General features: G+C 64.2%; 16 protein-coding genes. 8 read left to right on the top strand and 8 right to left on the bottom strand.

All coding sequences use genetic code 11. The features are described 5' to 3' along the window. Nucleotides 1-23 precede the first annotated feature (23 nt). Nucleotides 24-887: an archaetidylserine decarboxylase gene (asd, locus tag ACV17W_RS02510; RefSeq protein WP_462594888.1), complete on the top strand. Its 864-nt coding sequence runs from the start codon at nucleotides 24-26 to the stop codon at nucleotides 885-887. 3 nt (nucleotides 888-890) lie between these two features. On the opposite strand, the gene ACV17W_RS02505 is transcribed toward asd, so the two are convergent. Then, on the bottom strand, nucleotides 891-1,700 hold the full coding sequence (locus ACV17W_RS02505; RefSeq protein ID WP_462594887.1) for a MetQ/NlpA family ABC transporter substrate-binding protein: 810 nt from the start codon (nucleotides 1,698-1,700) through the stop codon (nucleotides 891-893). Nucleotides 1,701-1,881: 181 nt separating this feature from the next. Here ACV17W_RS02505 and rocF point away from each other — a divergent pair, with 181 nt between their 5' ends. After that, complete coding sequence (rocF, locus tag ACV17W_RS02500) at nucleotides 1,882-2,829, top strand: arginase (RefSeq protein WP_462594886.1); 948 nt, start codon at nucleotides 1,882-1,884, stop codon at nucleotides 2,827-2,829. A 118-nt stretch (nucleotides 2,830-2,947) separates the two neighbouring features. Beyond that, nucleotides 2,948-3,322, top strand: coding sequence for a DUF423 domain-containing protein (locus ACV17W_RS02495; protein WP_462594885.1), 375 nt, complete (start codon nucleotides 2,948-2,950; stop codon nucleotides 3,320-3,322). Nucleotides 3,323-3,386: 64 nt separating this feature from the next. On the opposite strand, the gene ACV17W_RS02490 is transcribed toward ACV17W_RS02495, so the two are convergent. Then, on the bottom strand, nucleotides 3,387-4,025 hold the full coding sequence (locus ACV17W_RS02490) for a glutathione S-transferase family protein (protein WP_462594884.1): 639 nt from the start codon (nucleotides 4,023-4,025) through the stop codon (nucleotides 3,387-3,389). Continuing rightward, nucleotides 4,022-5,140 carry a PQQ-dependent sugar dehydrogenase gene (locus ACV17W_RS02485; RefSeq protein ID WP_462596434.1) on the bottom strand — a complete coding sequence of 373 codons (1,119 nt, stop codon included), beginning with the start codon at nucleotides 5,138-5,140 and terminating at the stop codon, nucleotides 4,022-4,024. The genes ACV17W_RS02490 and ACV17W_RS02485 overlap by 4 nt, the downstream gene beginning before the upstream one ends. A 201-nt stretch (nucleotides 5,141-5,341) precedes the next feature. On the opposite strand from ACV17W_RS02485, the gene ACV17W_RS02480 reads away from it, so the two are divergent. Beyond that, nucleotides 5,342-5,959 carry a glutathione S-transferase family protein gene (locus tag ACV17W_RS02480; protein WP_462594883.1) on the top strand — a complete coding sequence of 206 codons (618 nt, stop codon included), beginning with the start codon at nucleotides 5,342-5,344 and terminating at the stop codon, nucleotides 5,957-5,959. A gap of 143 nt (nucleotides 5,960-6,102) precedes the next feature. Here ACV17W_RS02480 and ACV17W_RS02475 read toward each other — a convergent pair whose 3' ends face one another. From ACV17W_RS02475 to ACV17W_RS02455, 5 genes are all read right to left on the bottom strand, one after another. Further along, nucleotides 6,103-6,804: an ABC transporter ATP-binding protein gene (locus ACV17W_RS02475; protein WP_462596432.1), complete on the bottom strand. Its 702-nt coding sequence runs from the start codon at nucleotides 6,802-6,804 to the stop codon at nucleotides 6,103-6,105. Further along, entirely contained in the window at nucleotides 6,804-7,571 is a 768-nt protein-coding gene (livG, locus tag ACV17W_RS02470) for a high-affinity branched-chain amino acid ABC transporter ATP-binding protein LivG (RefSeq protein WP_462594882.1), read from the bottom strand. The genes ACV17W_RS02475 and livG overlap by 1 nt, the downstream gene beginning before the upstream one ends. Continuing rightward, nucleotides 7,568-8,803 carry a high-affinity branched-chain amino acid ABC transporter permease LivM gene (locus ACV17W_RS02465; protein WP_462594881.1) on the bottom strand — a complete coding sequence of 412 codons (1,236 nt, stop codon included), beginning with the start codon at nucleotides 8,801-8,803 and terminating at the stop codon, nucleotides 7,568-7,570. Before ACV17W_RS02465 ends, livG begins: the two co-directional genes overlap by 4 nt. Further along, nucleotides 8,803-9,729: a high-affinity branched-chain amino acid ABC transporter permease LivH gene (gene livH / locus ACV17W_RS02460; protein WP_462594880.1), complete on the bottom strand. Its 927-nt coding sequence runs from the start codon at nucleotides 9,727-9,729 to the stop codon at nucleotides 8,803-8,805. The genes ACV17W_RS02465 and livH overlap by 1 nt, the downstream gene beginning before the upstream one ends. A gap of 104 nt (nucleotides 9,730-9,833) precedes the next feature. Then, entirely contained in the window at nucleotides 9,834-10,949 is a 1,116-nt protein-coding gene (locus ACV17W_RS02455; protein ID WP_462594879.1) for a high-affinity branched-chain amino acid ABC transporter substrate-binding protein, read from the bottom strand. 357 nt (nucleotides 10,950-11,306) lie between these two features. Between ACV17W_RS02455 and proC the strand changes: the two genes are divergently transcribed. From proC to ugpA, 4 genes are all read left to right on the top strand, one after another. Continuing rightward, on the top strand, nucleotides 11,307-12,140 hold the full coding sequence (gene proC / locus ACV17W_RS02450) for a pyrroline-5-carboxylate reductase (RefSeq protein WP_462594878.1): 834 nt from the start codon (nucleotides 11,307-11,309) through the stop codon (nucleotides 12,138-12,140). Beyond that, nucleotides 12,137-12,703, top strand: a complete 567-nt coding sequence (locus tag ACV17W_RS02445) for a queuosine precursor transporter (protein WP_462594877.1) — start codon at nucleotides 12,137-12,139, stop codon at nucleotides 12,701-12,703. The genes proC and ACV17W_RS02445 overlap by 4 nt, the downstream gene beginning before the upstream one ends. Nucleotides 12,704-12,964: 261 nt before the next feature. After that, a complete protein-coding gene (gene ugpB / locus ACV17W_RS02440; protein WP_462594876.1) occupies nucleotides 12,965-14,278 on the top strand; it encodes a sn-glycerol-3-phosphate ABC transporter substrate-binding protein UgpB in 1,314 nt (437 codons plus the stop codon). Between the two features lie 100 nt (nucleotides 14,279-14,378). Next, nucleotides 14,379-15,260 (top strand): sn-glycerol-3-phosphate ABC transporter permease UgpA, encoded by an 882-nt coding sequence (gene ugpA / locus ACV17W_RS02435; RefSeq protein ID WP_462594875.1) that lies wholly within the window; start codon nucleotides 14,379-14,381, stop codon nucleotides 15,258-15,260. Nucleotides 15,261-15,276 lie beyond the last annotated feature (16 nt).

Here is a 15,276-nt window from a genome sequence, read left to right as displayed (position 1 = left end):
CAGTACCATTCCCAACGGATTCCATGCTCTTCAAAGACCAGCTTTTCCTTGCCAGCCAGTATCTGGCGCCCCATCACCTGGTGTCGCGCCTCATGGGCTGCGCTGCCGACTGCCGCACGCCCGCCATCAAGAACTGGATGATCTCTCGCTTCGTCCGCCAATACGGCGTCGACATGAGCGAAGCCCTGCTGGAAGACCCTCTGGCCTACGAAAGCTTCAATCAGTTCTTCACGCGCAAACTCAAGGCGGGCGCGCGCCCGCTGGACACCGAGCCCGGCGCGGTCCTTTGCCCGGTCGACGGGGCCATCAGCCAGCTGGGGCCCATCGAGCACGGCCGTATTTTCCAGGCCAAGGGCCATTCATACAGCCTGACCAACCTGCTCGGCGGCGAGCCCGATCGCGCCGCGCCGTTCGTGGGCGGCGATTTCGCCACTGTGTATCTGTCGCCGCGCGACTATCACCGGGTGCACATGCCGTGCGCGGGCACGCTGCGCGAAATGGTGCATGTGCCCGGCAAACTGTTTTCGGTCAATCCGCTGACGGCCAGCCATGTGCCCGAACTGTTCGCCCGCAACGAGCGCGTGGTCTGCCTGTTCGACACCGAGTTCGGCCCCATGGCCATGGTGCTCGTCGGCGCCATGATCGTCGCCTCGATCGAAACTGTCTGGGCGGGGCTCGTCACGCCATACAAGCGGCAGGTGCGCAGCTGGCGCTACGACGCCGAATCGCGGGCGCCCATCCACCTGGACAAGGGTGCCGAAATGGGCCTGTTCAAGCTCGGCTCCACGGTCATCATGCTGTTCGGGCCCGATCGCGTCCGCTGGACCGACACCCCCTCGGTGCGCGGACCGGTACGCATGGGCGAACTCATGGCCATGCCGGCCTGAACGCTACCACGGGAAGTCGATCAGCTCGCCGTACAACTGCCGCAGCTTCGCCTTCACTTCCGGCGATTGCTGATAGATGCGGATGAACTCCAGCAGCCGCGGATCTTGCGCCTGCTCGGCGCGAGTCACCCAGCGGATCGCGTAGCGCCGTACATTCTGCGGATCGGTGTTGTCGAATGCGAGCCCGTCTTTCTCGTCGATGCCCGCATGCTTGGCGAAGGTCGTATAGGTGACCGACGCGGTAACGTCGTCGAACGTGCGCGCAGACTGCGAGCCTTCAAGTTGGATGATCGCCAGTTCGTGCGGATTGGCGACGATGTCCTGCATCGTGGCCTGGTGATCCGCCCCGGTCCGCAACACCAGCAACCCCATCGATTGAAGCAGGAGCAAGGCCCGGCCGGCATTGACCGGGTCGTTCGGGATTCCGATGCGGGCCCCTTTGGGCACAGGATCGCCGCGCTTCAGGCGCTTCGAGAACAAGCCTATGGTCGTCGAGTATCCATAGGCGATCGGAACCAGGTCGGTGCCACGGCTTCGGTTGAACAGCTGCAGAAACGGCTCGTGCTGAAAGAAGTTTGCGTCCACCGAGCCCTCCGCAGCCGCGATGTTGGGCATCACCCAGTCGCTGAACTCCACCAGTTCCACCTTCAGCCCCTGCTTGCGGGCCTGCGCAATGGCGATCTCCGTGGCTTCATTGGCGACGCTGGGAATGACTCCGATGCGCAGCGGGCGCTCAGACGCCGCGCCTGCCGTCCCGGCCATCATCAACATGCACATCAGCCCGGCAATTCGCAACTTCAGATTTGTGAACATAGTCGGTATGCGCCGTATCGGCGGTAGGAAAGCCCCCATTGTGCCGCAGGCCGGGCGCCCGCCTGCCGATGTCCCTGCGGGCGACACGGGCACCGTGTGCCCGGCTTGCGTTGCCGGCACACATCGTTAAAGATAGCCGTACCCCAATCTGCGCCAGCGTCGCGCCTTGGAGTCCGCCGTCGTGACCCATTCCATCCCGCCCAATCCCGCCCAGCCGCTCGCACTGACCTTGCTGGGCGCACCCACCGATATCGGCGCTGGGTCGCGGGGAGCCTCCATGGGGCCCGAAGCGCTGCGCGTCGCGGGCCTGGGCCCCGCCCTGCACGCCCTGGGTCACGACGTTGAAGATGCCGGCAACCTGGTGGGCCCGGCCAATCCCGGCCTGCCGGCTCGCGGCGGATACCGGCACCTGGATGAAGTGGTGGCCTGGAATGCGCTCGTGCACGAAGCGGTGCACACGGCGCTGGACAACGGCCGATTGCCCGTTCTGCTGGGGGGCGACCATTGCCTGGCAATAGGCTCCATCAGCGCGGTGGCGCGCTATTGCCAACGCGCGGGCAAACCGCTGCGCGTGCTCTGGCTCGACGCCCATATCGACTTCAACACCCACGCCCTGTCGCCGTCTGGCAACCTGCACGGCATGCCGGTGGCGTGCCTTTGCGGCCACGGCCCGCCCGCGCTCACCGAAATGGCAGGTCATGTGCCGGCCCTGCGGCCGGCCTGGATACGCCAGATCGGCATACGCAGTGTCGACGCCGGAGAAAAGCAGTTGATCCGCGAGTCGAATATCGAGGTCTACGACATGCGCACCATCGATGAGATCGGCATGCGCGCCGTGATGGAATCGGCCTTGGCCGACCTTGAGCCCGGCACCCACCTGCACGTCAGCTTCGATGTCGACTTTCTCGATCCTGAAATTGCCCCGGCCGTGGCCACCAGCATTCCCGGCGGCCCCACTTACCGGGAGGCGCAACTGTGCATGGAAATGATTGCCGACACCGGCCTGCTGGGCTCGCTGGACATCGTTGAGCTGAATCCCGCCCTGGACGTGCGTAATAAAACGGCGGCGCTCGCCACGGAACTCGTGCAAAGCCTGTTCGGCAAATCAACGCTCATCAGACGAAACTAGGGCGCGCCATTCAGGCAGACCGGCGTGCCCGTGCGGCAATCGGGCATTCCGGTCTCACGCGGCATAATGCGCTCTGATGGCGGCCTTTCTGGCCGCGCCCAGGCAAAGGAAGGCACACATGACCGATCGACAACTCACCGTACTGGCCGCACTGAACATGATCGCCGCTGTGGGTGCCGGCGCATTCGGGGCGCACGGCCTCAAGCGTGTGCTGTCGCCCGACATGCTCGCGGTCTGGCAGACTGGCGTGCTGTATCACCTGGTCCACGCACTGGGGCTGTTCGTGGTGGCGTTGCTGGGCGCCCGCTATGGCTCGAACCTGCTGTCGACGGCTGGCGCCATCATGTTCGCCGGCATCGTGCTGTTCAGCGGCAGCCTGTATGTGCTGGCCTCGACCGGCACGCGCTGGCTTGGCGCCATCACGCCCGTGGGCGGTGTGGCGTTCCTGCTGGCGTGGGCGCTGGTGGCCTGGGCCGTCTGGCGCGCCACGTGACGCCATTGCGGGCGCGCCGGTCCGGCTGCGCGCCCTGGCTGCAACGCGGTGCCTTCGGCCTGCCCTATTCCAGAGGCGGGTCGAAATGGCGTGCCAGAACGCTCCCGACTTCCTTGCGGGTTGCAGCCTGCACCGCCGCGGCGTACAGCGCTGGGCATTGGGCCTTGAACCATTGCGGTCCGGGGCGCCATCGGATCATCACCGCCGCATACAGGTCCAGTGCGCTGAAGCGCTCGCCCAGCACGTGTGGTGCGCCCGCAAGCCGATCGAACTCCTGCCACAGCTCGGCGCGCCGATCATGCACGCGCGTGCGCAGCAGCTCGGCCGCTGCGCCTTCCGTAGTCCACTTCGCAGGTTCGTCGGCATAGGTGAACGTCGGATATACCGCCCCGACCACGCGCATCAGCAGGTGCCAGAAGGCCGTGCGCTCGCGGCTGCCCGGCGGGGGTATCAGGCCGGCCTCGGGTGATGCGTCGTTGATGTGCAGAATCATGGCCGCACTCTCGGTCATCACCTCCCCGTCCGGCAATACCAGCGTCGGTACCTGTCCGGTCACGTTCAGGCGCAGCAGGCGGTCGCGGCCCGGCCCCGGCTTGAGGTACGGCAAGTCGGTCACCGTATACGGCAGTCTGGCCAGATCCAGCGCCATCTCGATGATGGCCGACCCGCAGCCACGCGAGCCTATCAGTTCATAAGTGTTCATTGCCTGCTCCCTTGGTCGGACGGGGCGATGCGCAACAAGGCGCCGCTACCCGCATCGGTAAGCACGTACAGATGCCCATCGGGCCCCTGCCTGACATCGCGAATGCGCGCGCCCAGGTCTTCGAGCAGGCGCTCTTCGCCCTGCACCTCTTTGCCGTCCTTCAATGGCAAGCGGATCAGGGCTTGAGCGCCCAACGCGCCGATGAACAACGAGCCGCGCCAGGCAGGATGCCGATCGGCATCGTAAAAGGCCATGCCGCTGATGGCCGGGGACTTCTTCCACCAGTACAGCGCCCCCTGCATGCCCGGCGCGCTTTCGCCCTTCGCCTCGGGTATTGCGAAGCCGGAATAGTTGACCCCGTAGGTCGCTACCGGCCAGCCATAGTTCAATCCCGGCCGGATGATGTTGATCTCGTCGCCGCCCCGCGGTCCGTGTTCATGTTCCCACAGCTCGCCCGTCCAGGGATTCAAGGCCATGCCCTGCGGATTGCGCATGCCGTAGGTCCAGATTTCGGGCCGCGCGGCGGCTTCACCCCTGAACGGATTGTCGTCCGGCACCGACCCATCCGGCCGTATGCGCACGATCTTGCCCTGCAACTTGTCCAGATCTTGCGCGGTGGGTCGCTGATTGTTGTCTCCCAGGGCGATATACAGCATTCCGTCAGTGCCAAACACCATCCGCCCGCCGTAGTGCTGCCCGCTGGACAACTTCGGAGCCTGCCGGAAGATCACCTGGAAATTCTCGAGGCCCCGCCCATCCTGACTGAGTCGTCCGCGACCCACCGCCGTTCCGCTTCGGCTGCCATCGACTTCGGCATACGACAGATACACCAGGCGGTCCTGCGGGAAACCCGGCGAAAGCACCACATCCAGCAAACCGCCTTGCCCGCGAGCGTACACCTCGGGCACCCCTTCGAGCGGCGCAGACAGCGTTCCCCGCGCGTCAAGGTGCCGCAGGCGTCCGGGCCGTTCCGTGATCAGCATGCCGCCATCGGGCAGAAATGCCAATGCCCAGGGGTGTTCCAGGCCATCGGTCACCTGGGTGACGACGGCCTTCCCCGACGTCGCTTCGGGCGCCTGCATTTGCGCCCAGGACACGCGGGGAACACCGACCATGAGCACGGCGGCCCACACGGCAGCGGCGCCGACAATCGACGCGCGCCATGAAAGGCCAATGGGAAATCTCGACATGAAGCACCTCACCGCATCGCAGACTGGGTGAAGGCACGAACCGGCACCGGGCGGCGGCCGCGCAAGTGGCGTACCATGGTTGCGATCGACGCATGAGGCGTCCGGTCGTACCAGAGAAGACATGCCATGAAACTGTACTACATGCCCGGCGCCTGCTCACTGGCGGCCCACATCGTTCTGGAATGGATAGGAGCGCCCTACGAGGTGCACGCTCTGTCGCGCGCAGAGCTCAAGGAACCCGATTTCCTCAGAATCAATCCGCTGGGCGCAGTGCCCGCGCTGGTCGATGGCGACCTCGTCCTGACGCAGAACGCCGCCATACTGGAATACCTGGCCGAGCAGGCGCCGCAAAGAGCGCTGCTTGGCGACGGCAGCGTGGCCGGCCGCGCCCAGGTCAGGCGCTGGATGGGCTACATCAACTCCGACGTACACCGCACGTTCACGCTGATCTTCGGTGCCCCGCGATATCTGCCCGATGACGAAGCCGCACAGGAAAAACTGCGCGCCGGGGCGGCAAGCCAGCTGAGCACGTTGTTCTCCCAACTGGACAAGCAGCTCGACGGCAAGCAGTTCCTGGCGGGCGACCAGCCGTCGATCGCCGATGCCTACTTGTACGTGGTGCTGCGCTGGGCTCACGCCAAGCATATCGATCTGGCCGGCATGAACAATCTGGCGTCGTTCTTCCAGCGTATGGAGGCCGACTCCGGAGTCCGGGCGGCGCTCAGCGCCGAGGGCCTGGCCTGAGCCACGCCTGAACCACGCCTGGACTGGCTGGCCACCCGTGGCAGGCACGATGCGCAGCGCCCTGCTGCTGGCAGCACCGCCCACCGGCAGCAGCCATGCGCCGCCGCCACGGCTAAAAACGTAAGGCGGCGCACCCGCGTCGCTCACCCGCCCAGATAGGCCTTGCGCACGTCCTTGTTCACCAGCAGATTGGCGCCCGTGTCCTGCAGCACGACCTGGCCATTCTCGAGCACATAGCCGCGGTCGGCCACCTGCAGGGCTTTATTGGCGTTCTGCTCTACCAGGAACACGGTGACGCCCTGCTCACGTATGGTACGGATGATGTCGAAGATCTGCGCAATGATCAGCGGCGCGAGGCCCAGTGTGGGCTCGTCCAGCAGCAGCAGTTTGGGCCGCGTCATCAGGGCCCGCCCTATGGCCAGCATCTGCTGTTCGCCGCCCGACATCAACCCCGCCCGCTGCCCCGCCCGTTCTTTCAGGCGGGGAAACAGTCCGTAGACGTGCTCCAGCCCAGACTGGATTTCGTCGCGGCTGGCGAAGAAACCGCCCATCATCAGATTCTCGGCCACGGTCAGGTCTTTGAATACCCGGCGGCCCTCGGGTGAGATCGCGATGCCCGAGCGCATGATGTGGTGGGTCTCTTTCCGGGTGATGTCCTCGCCCTCGAACGTGATGGTGCCTTCGCGGGCACGCGGGTTACCGCAAACTGTCATCAGCAGCGTGGTCTTGCCGGCGCCGTTGGCGCCGATCAGCGTCACGATCTCACCCTGCTTCACCTCCACGGACACTCCGTTCAAGGCCTGGATGGCGCCGTAATACGTATGGATATTGTCCAGCTTCAGCATCATTCTTCCCCCAGGTACGCCTTGATGACCCGCTCGTCCGAGCGCACCTGGTCGGGGGTTCCGGTAGTGATAGGTTTGCCGTGCTCCATGACCAGAATGCGGTCGGAAATCCCCATGATCAGGCTCATGTCGTGCTCGATGAGCAAAACCGCCACGCCGAATTCACGGCGCAGCTGGTCGATCAATTGCTGCAGATCGCGTTTTTCCTGGGGGTTCAGCCCAGCCGCCGGCTCATCGAGCATCAACAGGCGCGGTTTGGTGATCATGCAGCGCGCGATTTCCAGGCGGCGCTGATGCCCATAGGCCAGGTAGCCGGCTTCGCGGTTGGCAAACTCGCGCAGGCCCATGAAGTCCAGCCATTGCGCCGCGCGCGCCAGCGCGTCGGCTTCTGACTTCCGGTAAGACTTCAGCTTCAGAAGCCCGGGAAGCAGGCGCGATTCGACTTGCGTGTGCTGAGCCACGAGCAGGTTTTCCAGCACGGTCAATTGCTTGAACAGCCTGACGTTCTGGAACGTGCGCACCAGGCCGTGATGAGCCACCTTGTGACTGGGCAGGCCGTTGATGGGCTTGCCATCCATGATGATCTCGCCTGCCGTGGGCTTGTAGAAGCCCCCCACGCAGTTGAACACCGTGGTCTTGCCGGCGCCGTTGGGACCGATGATGGCGAAGACCTCGTCACGCTTTACTTCGAAACCCACGCTGTCCACGGCCAGCAGGCCGCCAAAGCGCATGCTCAGCCCGGACACTTTCAACAATACTTCACTCATTTGGCCAGCTCCACGTGAGGACGCTTCATGGGCAGCAGCCCTTGTGGACGCCACATCATCATCAACACCATGACCAGGCCGAAGATCAACATGCGGTATTCGGCGAACTCGCGCGCCACTTCAGGCAGCACCGTCAGCAGAATGGCCGCGAGAATCACGCCCACCTGCGAACCCATGCCGCCCAGCACCACAATGGCCAGGATCAGCGCCGATTCGATGAACGTGAAGGATTCCGGATTCACCATACCCTGACGCGCCGCGAAGAATGCGCCGCCAAAGCCGGCGAACATCGCGCCCAGCGTGAACGCCGACAGCTTGATGCGCGTAGGGTTCAGCCCCAGGGAACGGCAGGCGATCTCGTCTTCGCGCAAGGCTTCCCAGGCGCGGCCTACCGGCATGCGGATAAGGCGAGTCGACACGAACAGCGTCAACAGCGCCAAGGCCAATGCCATGAGGTACAGGTAATTCACCATGTGCTGGTTGCTGAAGGTCCAGCCCATGACCTCGTGAAAGGTGCGCGTACCCTCTTCGCTGGCGCGGCGAGTCATTTCCAGGCCGAAGACCGTCGGCTTCGGAATGCCCGAAATGCCGTCGGGTCCGCCGGTGATGAAGTTCAGGTTGATGAGCAGCAGGCGAATGATTTCACCGAAGCCCAGCGTCACGATGGCCAGATAGTCGCCGCGCAGGCGCAGCACCGGAAAGCCCAGTATGAAACCGAACAGCGCCGCCATCGCGCCCGCCAGCGGCAGCGCCTCCCAGAACCCCCATCCAGCCCAGTGGAACAGCAGCGCGTACGTATAGGCGCCCACCGCATAGAAACCCACGAAGCCCAGGTCCAGCAGGCCTGCGAAGCCCACCACAATGTTCAGGCCCAGGCCCAGCATCACGTAGATCAGTACCAACGTGGCGATGTCGACCGAGCTGCGGCCGCTGAAGAACGGCCAGATCACCGCCGCCGCGATCAGCAGCGCGATCAGCCACTTATTGCCCTTGGCCGGCGCCGCGGGCAGCACCGGGATGCTGGTCTTCAGCTTCTGGAACGGCTTGGCCAGCCACGGACGGATCAGCTGGAATACGAAAACCACGGCGGCCGCCAGGGCCACCATTTCCCAGTGGGCTTCCAGGTGCGTGCGGGCGCCCTGGCGAACCAGCTGCAGCCCGAACACCGGCATGACGATAATGGCCGTCAACACGGCCGCCATCGTGGCGTTTTTGAGTGTGTTGTTGGCCATCAGACTTTTTCCACTTCAGGTTTGCCGAGCAGCCCCGATGGGCGGAACAGCAGGATGAGCACCAGCAGCGAGAAGGCGACGATGTCCTTGTACTGGGACGAGATATAGGCAGCCGCCAAGGTCTCGGCCAGCCCCAGCAGTACGCCGCCCAGCATCGCACCGGGAATGCTGCCTATGCCCCCCAGCACCGCGGCCGTGAAGGCCTTGATGCCGGCAAGGAACCCGATGAACGGGTTGAGCTTGCCTATCGTGATGGCGATGAGTACGCCGCCCACCGCGGCCAGCATGGCGCCCAGCACGAAAGTGAAAGAGATGACCCGGTTGGTATCAATGCCAAGCAGGTTCGCCATATGCATGTCCTGCGAGCAGGCACGCGATGCACGGCCCATGCGCGAATGCTTGATGAACAACGCCAGCGCCACCATCAGCAGTACGGTAACCACGATGATCATCATGCGCGAGTATGGCAGCGTGACGTCGAAGTCGGAGCCCAGGTGGAACTGGACCGAACCGGATATCAGCGAAGGAACAGCCATGTCGCGCGCGCCTTGGCCAAGTGCAACCCAGTTCTGCAGGAATATCGACATACCGATGGCCGAGATCAGCGCCACCAGCCGCTGGCTGCCGCGCACCGGACGATAGGCGACACGTTCAACGCTGAAGCCGTAGACGCCGGTGACGGCAATGGCCACCAGCAGCATCGCCGCTATGATGAACGGCAGAGGCAGGCCGCTGTTGGTGCCGATGGCGGTAAGCGTGACCAGGCCCACGTAGGCGCCGATCATGTAGATCTCGCCGTGGGCGAAGTTGATCATACCGATGATGCCGTAGACCATTGTGTAGCCAATGGCAATCAGCGCGTAGATCGCTCCCAGCGAAAGGCCATTGAAGACCTGCTGGGTAAGTTGGGGGATAAGGTCTGACATGGATGTACCTATGCTCCAAATAGTTCCGGCTCCGGTAGGACGACCCGGAGCCGGAAACCTGGGCGTGCGTTCAAGCCCCGGCGGATAGCCGGGGGGGCGCGAGTTTACAGCTGGGTCTTCTTGCCGTCCTTGTCCCACTTGAAGACGGCGAATTCGAAGTCCTTCAGGTCGCCCTTGGCGTCGTATTCGACCTTGCCGATGGCAGTATCGAACGCCGTCTTGTGCATGTAGTCAGCCACCTTGTTGGGGTCTTCGCCGACCGCTTCGATGCTCTTCACCAGAATCTGCACGGCCGCGTAGGCAGGCATCTGGAAAGCGCCGTCGGGATCGCGCTTGGCGTCATGAAACGCCTTCACGATGCCTTCGTTGCCGGGCAGCTTGGTGAAATCGGAAGGCAGCGTCACCAGCAGGCCGTCGATGGCCGGGCCGGCAATCGCGACCAGATCCTGGTTGGCGGTACCCTCGGGGCCCATGAATTGCACGTTCAGGCCCTGTTCGCGCGATTGGCGCAGCAGAAGGCCGAGTTCGGGGTGGTAGCCGCCGAAGTAAACCAGGTCGACGCCGGCCGACTTGAGCTTGGTGATGACAGCCGAATAATCGCTATCGCCCACATTGATCCCTTCGAAGAGGGCAACGTTGACCTTGTTCTGCTCGAGAGATTCCTTGACCTGAGTGGCGACGCCCGAACCGTAGGTCTGCTTGTCGTGCAGTACGGCCACTTTCTGCGGCTTCAGGGTTTCGGCAATGTAACGGGCCGCGAACGGGCCTTGCTGGTCATCGCGGCCGATCGTACGGAAGAAGAAATGCGGCTTGGTGGTGTCGGTCACCAGGGGCGACGTGGCGCCCGGGGTGATGGCCACGATGCCCTCTTGTTCGTACACATTGACGGCGGGCACCGTCACGCCGGAGCAGGCGTGGGCCACGGCGAACTTGGCGCCGGAGTTGACCACGCGGTTGGCGGCCGGGACGGCCTGCTTCGGCTCGCAGCCGTCATCGATGAGAATGGGTTCGAGCTTCTTGCCTTTCACGCCGCCCTGGGCGTTGATGGTTTCGATCGCAGTGAGGGCGCCGGCCTGAATCTGCGTGCCGTACTGCGTATTGGGCCCGGTCATGGGCTGCGGGATGCCGATCTTGATGGTGTCGGCGGCTTGGGCGGCGCCGGCCAGGAGCAGCGCCCCGAAAGCCATGGCGACTGGGGTAACGCGTTGCAGAAGCTTCATTCGGATTCTCCAGCGATAGGGATGGACAGCTCGGGACGGGTCGGAGGCGCTGGGGGATACCCGGCGGGCCGATGCGGCCGTTGCTGGCTTCTTGGGCAAAAGTACAGCGTGGGCGGTATTCTGCGAGCAGCACCTTGCGGTGTCACTGCGTGTATTCCCCAATATTTGTGGCAATTTAATTAACGGGGACGCGCTGTGCTGGCGCGCCTCTTTTGCGCCGGGTGGGTGCTTGCGCCACAGGCCCTGCATGCTTACATCAGGGGCCAGGCAGTCCGCCACTGGCGCCGCAAGTATCTGACAGAATCCTTACACCGCGCTTGCGCAGGCCAGCAGCCGCCCCGGCTACAATTGCGCCCCATGGACTCTCAGCTTTCTATTGGCTTTATCGGCGGCGGCAATATGGCCACCGCCCTGGCGGCCGGCCTGGCCGGCAAAACGTGTCCTGCGGGCAATCTGCACGTGGTCGACCCCAGCCCCGGCGTTCAGGAAACCTGGCGCGGCCGCGGCGCTACCGCCGCCGCTCACCCCGATGCCGCCCTGCAGGCCTGCAGGGTCTGGATCTACGCCGTCAAGCCGCAGCAACTTCGCGACGCAGTCGCCGCCACGCGCCCCTGGCTGCGGCCCGGCACGCTCGTCATCAGCGTGGCCGCCGGCATCCGTGGCGACACGCTGGCCGACTGGCTGGGCGAACCCGGCGCCCCGTGGCAGAACCTGGTGCGCTGCATGCCCAACACGCCCGCGCTGGTCGGCGCCGGCGTCACCGGCCTGGCGGCCCTGTCCGGCGTCGATACCGAAGGCCGCCAGCTGGCCGAGAGCCTGCTGGCCGCAGTCGGCCAGGTCGTCTGGGTCGATAACGACGAAGCGCTGGACGCCGTCACCGCTCTGTCGGGCAGCGGGCCAGCGTACGTGTTCCTGTTCCTGGAAGCCCTCATCGCCGGCGGCGTCGCCGTGGGGCTGACCCACCATCAGGCCCGCCAGCTCGCCCTGGGCACGCTGGCCGGCGCGACGCAGCTGGCCGCGCAGTCTGCAGACTCTCCGGACATACTGCGCGAACGTGTCACCTCGAAGGGCGGCACCACGGCCGCCGCCCTGAATGTGCTGCAGCAGGCCGACTTTCCTGCCATCGTCGAGCGGGCCCTGCAGGCTGCGGCGCAACGTTCCCGAGAACTCGCCAGCGAGTTCGGCAAATGACTCAGGCCAGGCGATATCAGCCCATGACGCCGCGGCAGATCGCCGTGGCGATATTCTGCATGGGCTTGATCGTCGTCGGCTCCAACGTCCTGGTCCAGGTTCCACTGAACGACTGGCTGACCTGGGGCGGCCTCTCGTATCCCGTCGCATTCCTGGTTACAGACGTGCTCAACCGCCGATTCGGCCCGGCGGCGGCCCGTCGCGTCGCCTGGGCCGGCTTCGCGGCGGCACTGGTGGTTTCTGTCTGGGTGGCTTCGCCGCGCATTGCCTTGGCGTCCGGCCTGGCCTATATATGCGCGCAACTGGCCGATATCCAGGTCTTCGACCGGCTGAGGGACCGGCGGTGGTGGCAGGCGCCCCTTCTGTCCGGCACCGTCGGCGCCGTGCTCGACACCGCAATATTCTTCAGCGTGGCATTTGCGGCCACCGGTACGCCGTGGGTCACGTGGATGCTCGGCGACCTCGTGATCAAGCTCGCCGTCAATCTCAGCATGCTCGCGCCATTCCGTGCGCTGATGTGGAACCTCGCCCGACCGCCGGGGCTGCCGCACGGCACCCGCTGAAGGCGCTTGCCGGTGCCGAGCGCGCCTTTGCGGCGCGGGCGCACCCTGGCGTGACGCCGGGCAGCCAGCGAACGCCACGCGCGCAGAACCGGATACCTTCGAAAACCCCTGGAATCCCCGTCCCGGAGTAGTCTAGCGGGTATTTGACAGCGCTAGCGCGGGATGTAAAAGTCACGTCTCTGTCACAGACCATACATAAGGTGTCGTGATTTCCGCGGACGGACACCCTGTCCACGGCAACGCAACCCGGAGGACCCTTCCATGCGATCGCACCGTTTAGCCATGACTTTTGCCGCGCTGTGCGCGGCGTTTGCCGCCACTACGGCCCAGGCAGTCACCGATATCCAGTTCTGGCACTCCATGGAAGGCGCCTTGGGCGAGCGGGTCAACGAACTGGTCCAGGACTTCAACAAGCAGAATGCCGACTACAAGATCAACGCCGTCTACAAGGGCAACTACGGCGAATCCATGAATGCCGGCATCGCCGCCTTCCGGGCGGGCAACGCGCCCGATATCCTGCAGGTTTTCGAGGTCGGCACCGCGACCATGATGTACGCCAAGGGCGCCATCATGCCCGTCCAACAGATGTCCGAAGAAGCTGGCGAGCCGCTCGACCCCAAAGCGTTCATCGGCGCCGTGGCGGGTTACTACTCGTCGCAGGACGGCAAGCTCGTGTCCATGCCGTTCAACAGCTCGACCGTGGTCTTCTACTACAACAAAGACGCTTTCAAGAAGGCCGGCCTCGATCCCGAGAAGCCGCCCAAGACCTGGGAAGAGCTGGCTGAGGCGGGTCAGAAACTGAAGGCCGCCGGCCAGGAATGCGGCTATACGACCTCGTGGCCGTCGTGGGTGCAGCTCGAGACCTTCTCTGCCTGGCACAACGTACCGTACGCCACCCAGGACAACGGATTCGGCGGCCTTGACGCCCGCCTGGCTTTCGACACGCCTCTGCATGTAAAACACCTCGACAACCTGGCCAAGCTCGCCAAAGACGGCATCTTTATGTACGGCGGCCGCGGCGACCAGCCCAACTCGCTGTTCATCGGCGGCAAGTGCGCCATGATCACCGGCTCCAGCGGCTTGCGCGCCAACATTTCCAAGAACGCAAAGTTCGAATTCGGCACATCGACCCTGCCCTACTACGCCGACGTGGCGGGCGCGCCGCAGAACACGATCATCGGCGGCGCCTCGCTATGGGTGTTCGCCAAGAAGTCGCCCGAAGTCTACAAGGGTGTGACCAAGTTCTTCCACTATCTGGCCAGCCCCGAAGTCGCGGCACGCTGGCATCAGCAGACGGGCTACGTCCCGGTCACCAAGGCCGCCTACGAACTCACCAAAAAGCAAGGCTTCTATGACAAGAATCCGGGCACCGAGGTGGGCGTCAAGCAGCTCGACGTAGAGACCACTGCGCAATCCCGTGGCCTGCGCCTGGGATTCCTGCCGCAGATCCGCGAAATCGAGGATCAGGAGATCGAACGCATCATGGCCGGCAAGGCCAGCGCGCAGGACGGGGTCAAGACCATGGTGACGCGCGGCAACGAATTGCTCGAGAAGTTCGAGAAGAGCATCAAGTAAACGGCCCGGTACGGCGCCCGCTCCTCGAGCTGGCGCCTTTTTTCAGGCTGCCTTTCCGCGGCGACCCTTGCGTCGCCGTTGGCACAAACGGCGAACATTCATGGAAAAACGCGTCGTCTTCCGGCACAAAACCCTTCCCTACCTGCTGCTGGCTCCCCAGATCGCCGTGACACTGGTGTTCTTCTTTCTGCCGGCTGGCCAGGCCATGTGGCAGTCGTTGCAGCTTCAGGACGCATTTGGCCTGTCTTCGGAATTCGTCGGCCTGGCCAATTTCATCGAACTGTTCCGTCAGGCTGACTACCGGAATTCTTTCCACGTCACCGCCGTCTTCTCGGTGCTGGTGGCCTTCGTGGGCCTCGCTGTGTCGCTGCTCCTGGCCGTCATGGCCGACCGGGTCATGCGCGGCGCAAGCCTCTATAAAACGCTGCTTATCTGGCCTTACGCCGTCGCGCCCGCCGTAGTGGGCGTGTTGTGGCTGTTCCTGTTCTCGCCCTCGGTGGGCATACTCGCCGTCGCGCTGCACAATATGGGCGTCGGCTGGAATCCCCGCCTCGACGGCGACCAGGCCTTGACCCTGGTCGTCATCGCCGCCATCTGGAAGCAGATCTCGTATAACTTCCTGTTCTTCCTCGCCGGCCTGCAGTCCATTCCGCGATCACTGATCGAGGCGGCAGCCATCGATGGCGCCACGCCCGCGCGGCGCTTCTGGACCATCGTGTTCCCGCTGCTGTCGCCCACCACGTTCTTCCTGCTGGTGGTCAATATCATCTATGCGTTCTTCGACACCTTCGCCATCGTTGACACCACCACCCAAGGTGGTCCGGGAACATCTACCTCGATACTGGTCTACAAGGTGTACAGCGACGCATTTCACGGGCTGGACCTGGGCTCATCCGCGGCCCAGTCCGTCGTACTGATGGTCATCGTGGTCACCCTGACCGTAGCGCAGTTCCGCTACATCGACCGGAAAGTGCAATACTGATCCTTAAGGCACCGAC

The sequence above is a fragment of the Bordetella sp. MIP270_01_BMS genome, assembly GCF_054958705.1.
Note: the sequence above shows the minus strand (reverse complement) of the source record. Positions and strands in the feature narration are given on the sequence as shown.

Excerpts from the sequence above, each read along its gene's own strand:
- asd (WP_462594888.1), top strand. The coding sequence starts at position 24 with ATGCTCTTCAAAGACCAGCTTTTCCTTGCCAGCCAGTATCTGGCGCCC.
- ACV17W_RS02505 (WP_462594887.1), bottom strand. The coding sequence starts at position 1,700 with ATGTTCACAAATCTGAAGTTGCGAATTGCCGGGCTGATGTGCATGTTG.
- ACV17W_RS02495 (WP_462594885.1), top strand. The coding sequence starts at position 2,948 with ATGACCGATCGACAACTCACCGTACTGGCCGCACTGAACATGATCGCC.
- ACV17W_RS02490 (WP_462594884.1), bottom strand. The coding sequence starts at position 4,025 with ATGAACACTTATGAACTGATAGGCTCGCGTGGCTGCGGGTCGGCCATC.
- ACV17W_RS02485 (WP_462596434.1), bottom strand. The coding sequence starts at position 5,140 with ATGGTCGGTGTTCCCCGCGTGTCCTGGGCGCAAATGCAGGCGCCCGAA.
- ACV17W_RS02480 (WP_462594883.1), top strand. The coding sequence starts at position 5,342 with ATGAAACTGTACTACATGCCCGGCGCCTGCTCACTGGCGGCCCACATC.
- ACV17W_RS02475 (WP_462596432.1), bottom strand. The coding sequence starts at position 6,804 with ATGCTGAAGCTGGACAATATCCATACGTATTACGGCGCCATCCAGGCC.
- livG (WP_462594882.1), bottom strand. The coding sequence starts at position 7,571 with ATGAGTGAAGTATTGTTGAAAGTGTCCGGGCTGAGCATGCGCTTTGGC.
- ACV17W_RS02465 (WP_462594881.1), bottom strand. The coding sequence starts at position 8,803 with ATGGCCAACAACACACTCAAAAACGCCACGATGGCGGCCGTGTTGACG.
- livH (WP_462594880.1), bottom strand. The coding sequence starts at position 9,729 with ATGTCAGACCTTATCCCCCAACTTACCCAGCAGGTCTTCAATGGCCTT.
- ACV17W_RS02455 (WP_462594879.1), bottom strand. The coding sequence starts at position 10,949 with ATGAAGCTTCTGCAACGCGTTACCCCAGTCGCCATGGCTTTCGGGGCG.
- proC (WP_462594878.1), top strand. The coding sequence starts at position 11,307 with ATGGACTCTCAGCTTTCTATTGGCTTTATCGGCGGCGGCAATATGGCC.
- ACV17W_RS02445 (WP_462594877.1), top strand. The coding sequence starts at position 12,137 with ATGACTCAGGCCAGGCGATATCAGCCCATGACGCCGCGGCAGATCGCC.
- ugpB (WP_462594876.1), top strand. The coding sequence starts at position 12,965 with ATGCGATCGCACCGTTTAGCCATGACTTTTGCCGCGCTGTGCGCGGCG.
- ugpA (WP_462594875.1), top strand. The coding sequence starts at position 14,379 with ATGGAAAAACGCGTCGTCTTCCGGCACAAAACCCTTCCCTACCTGCTG.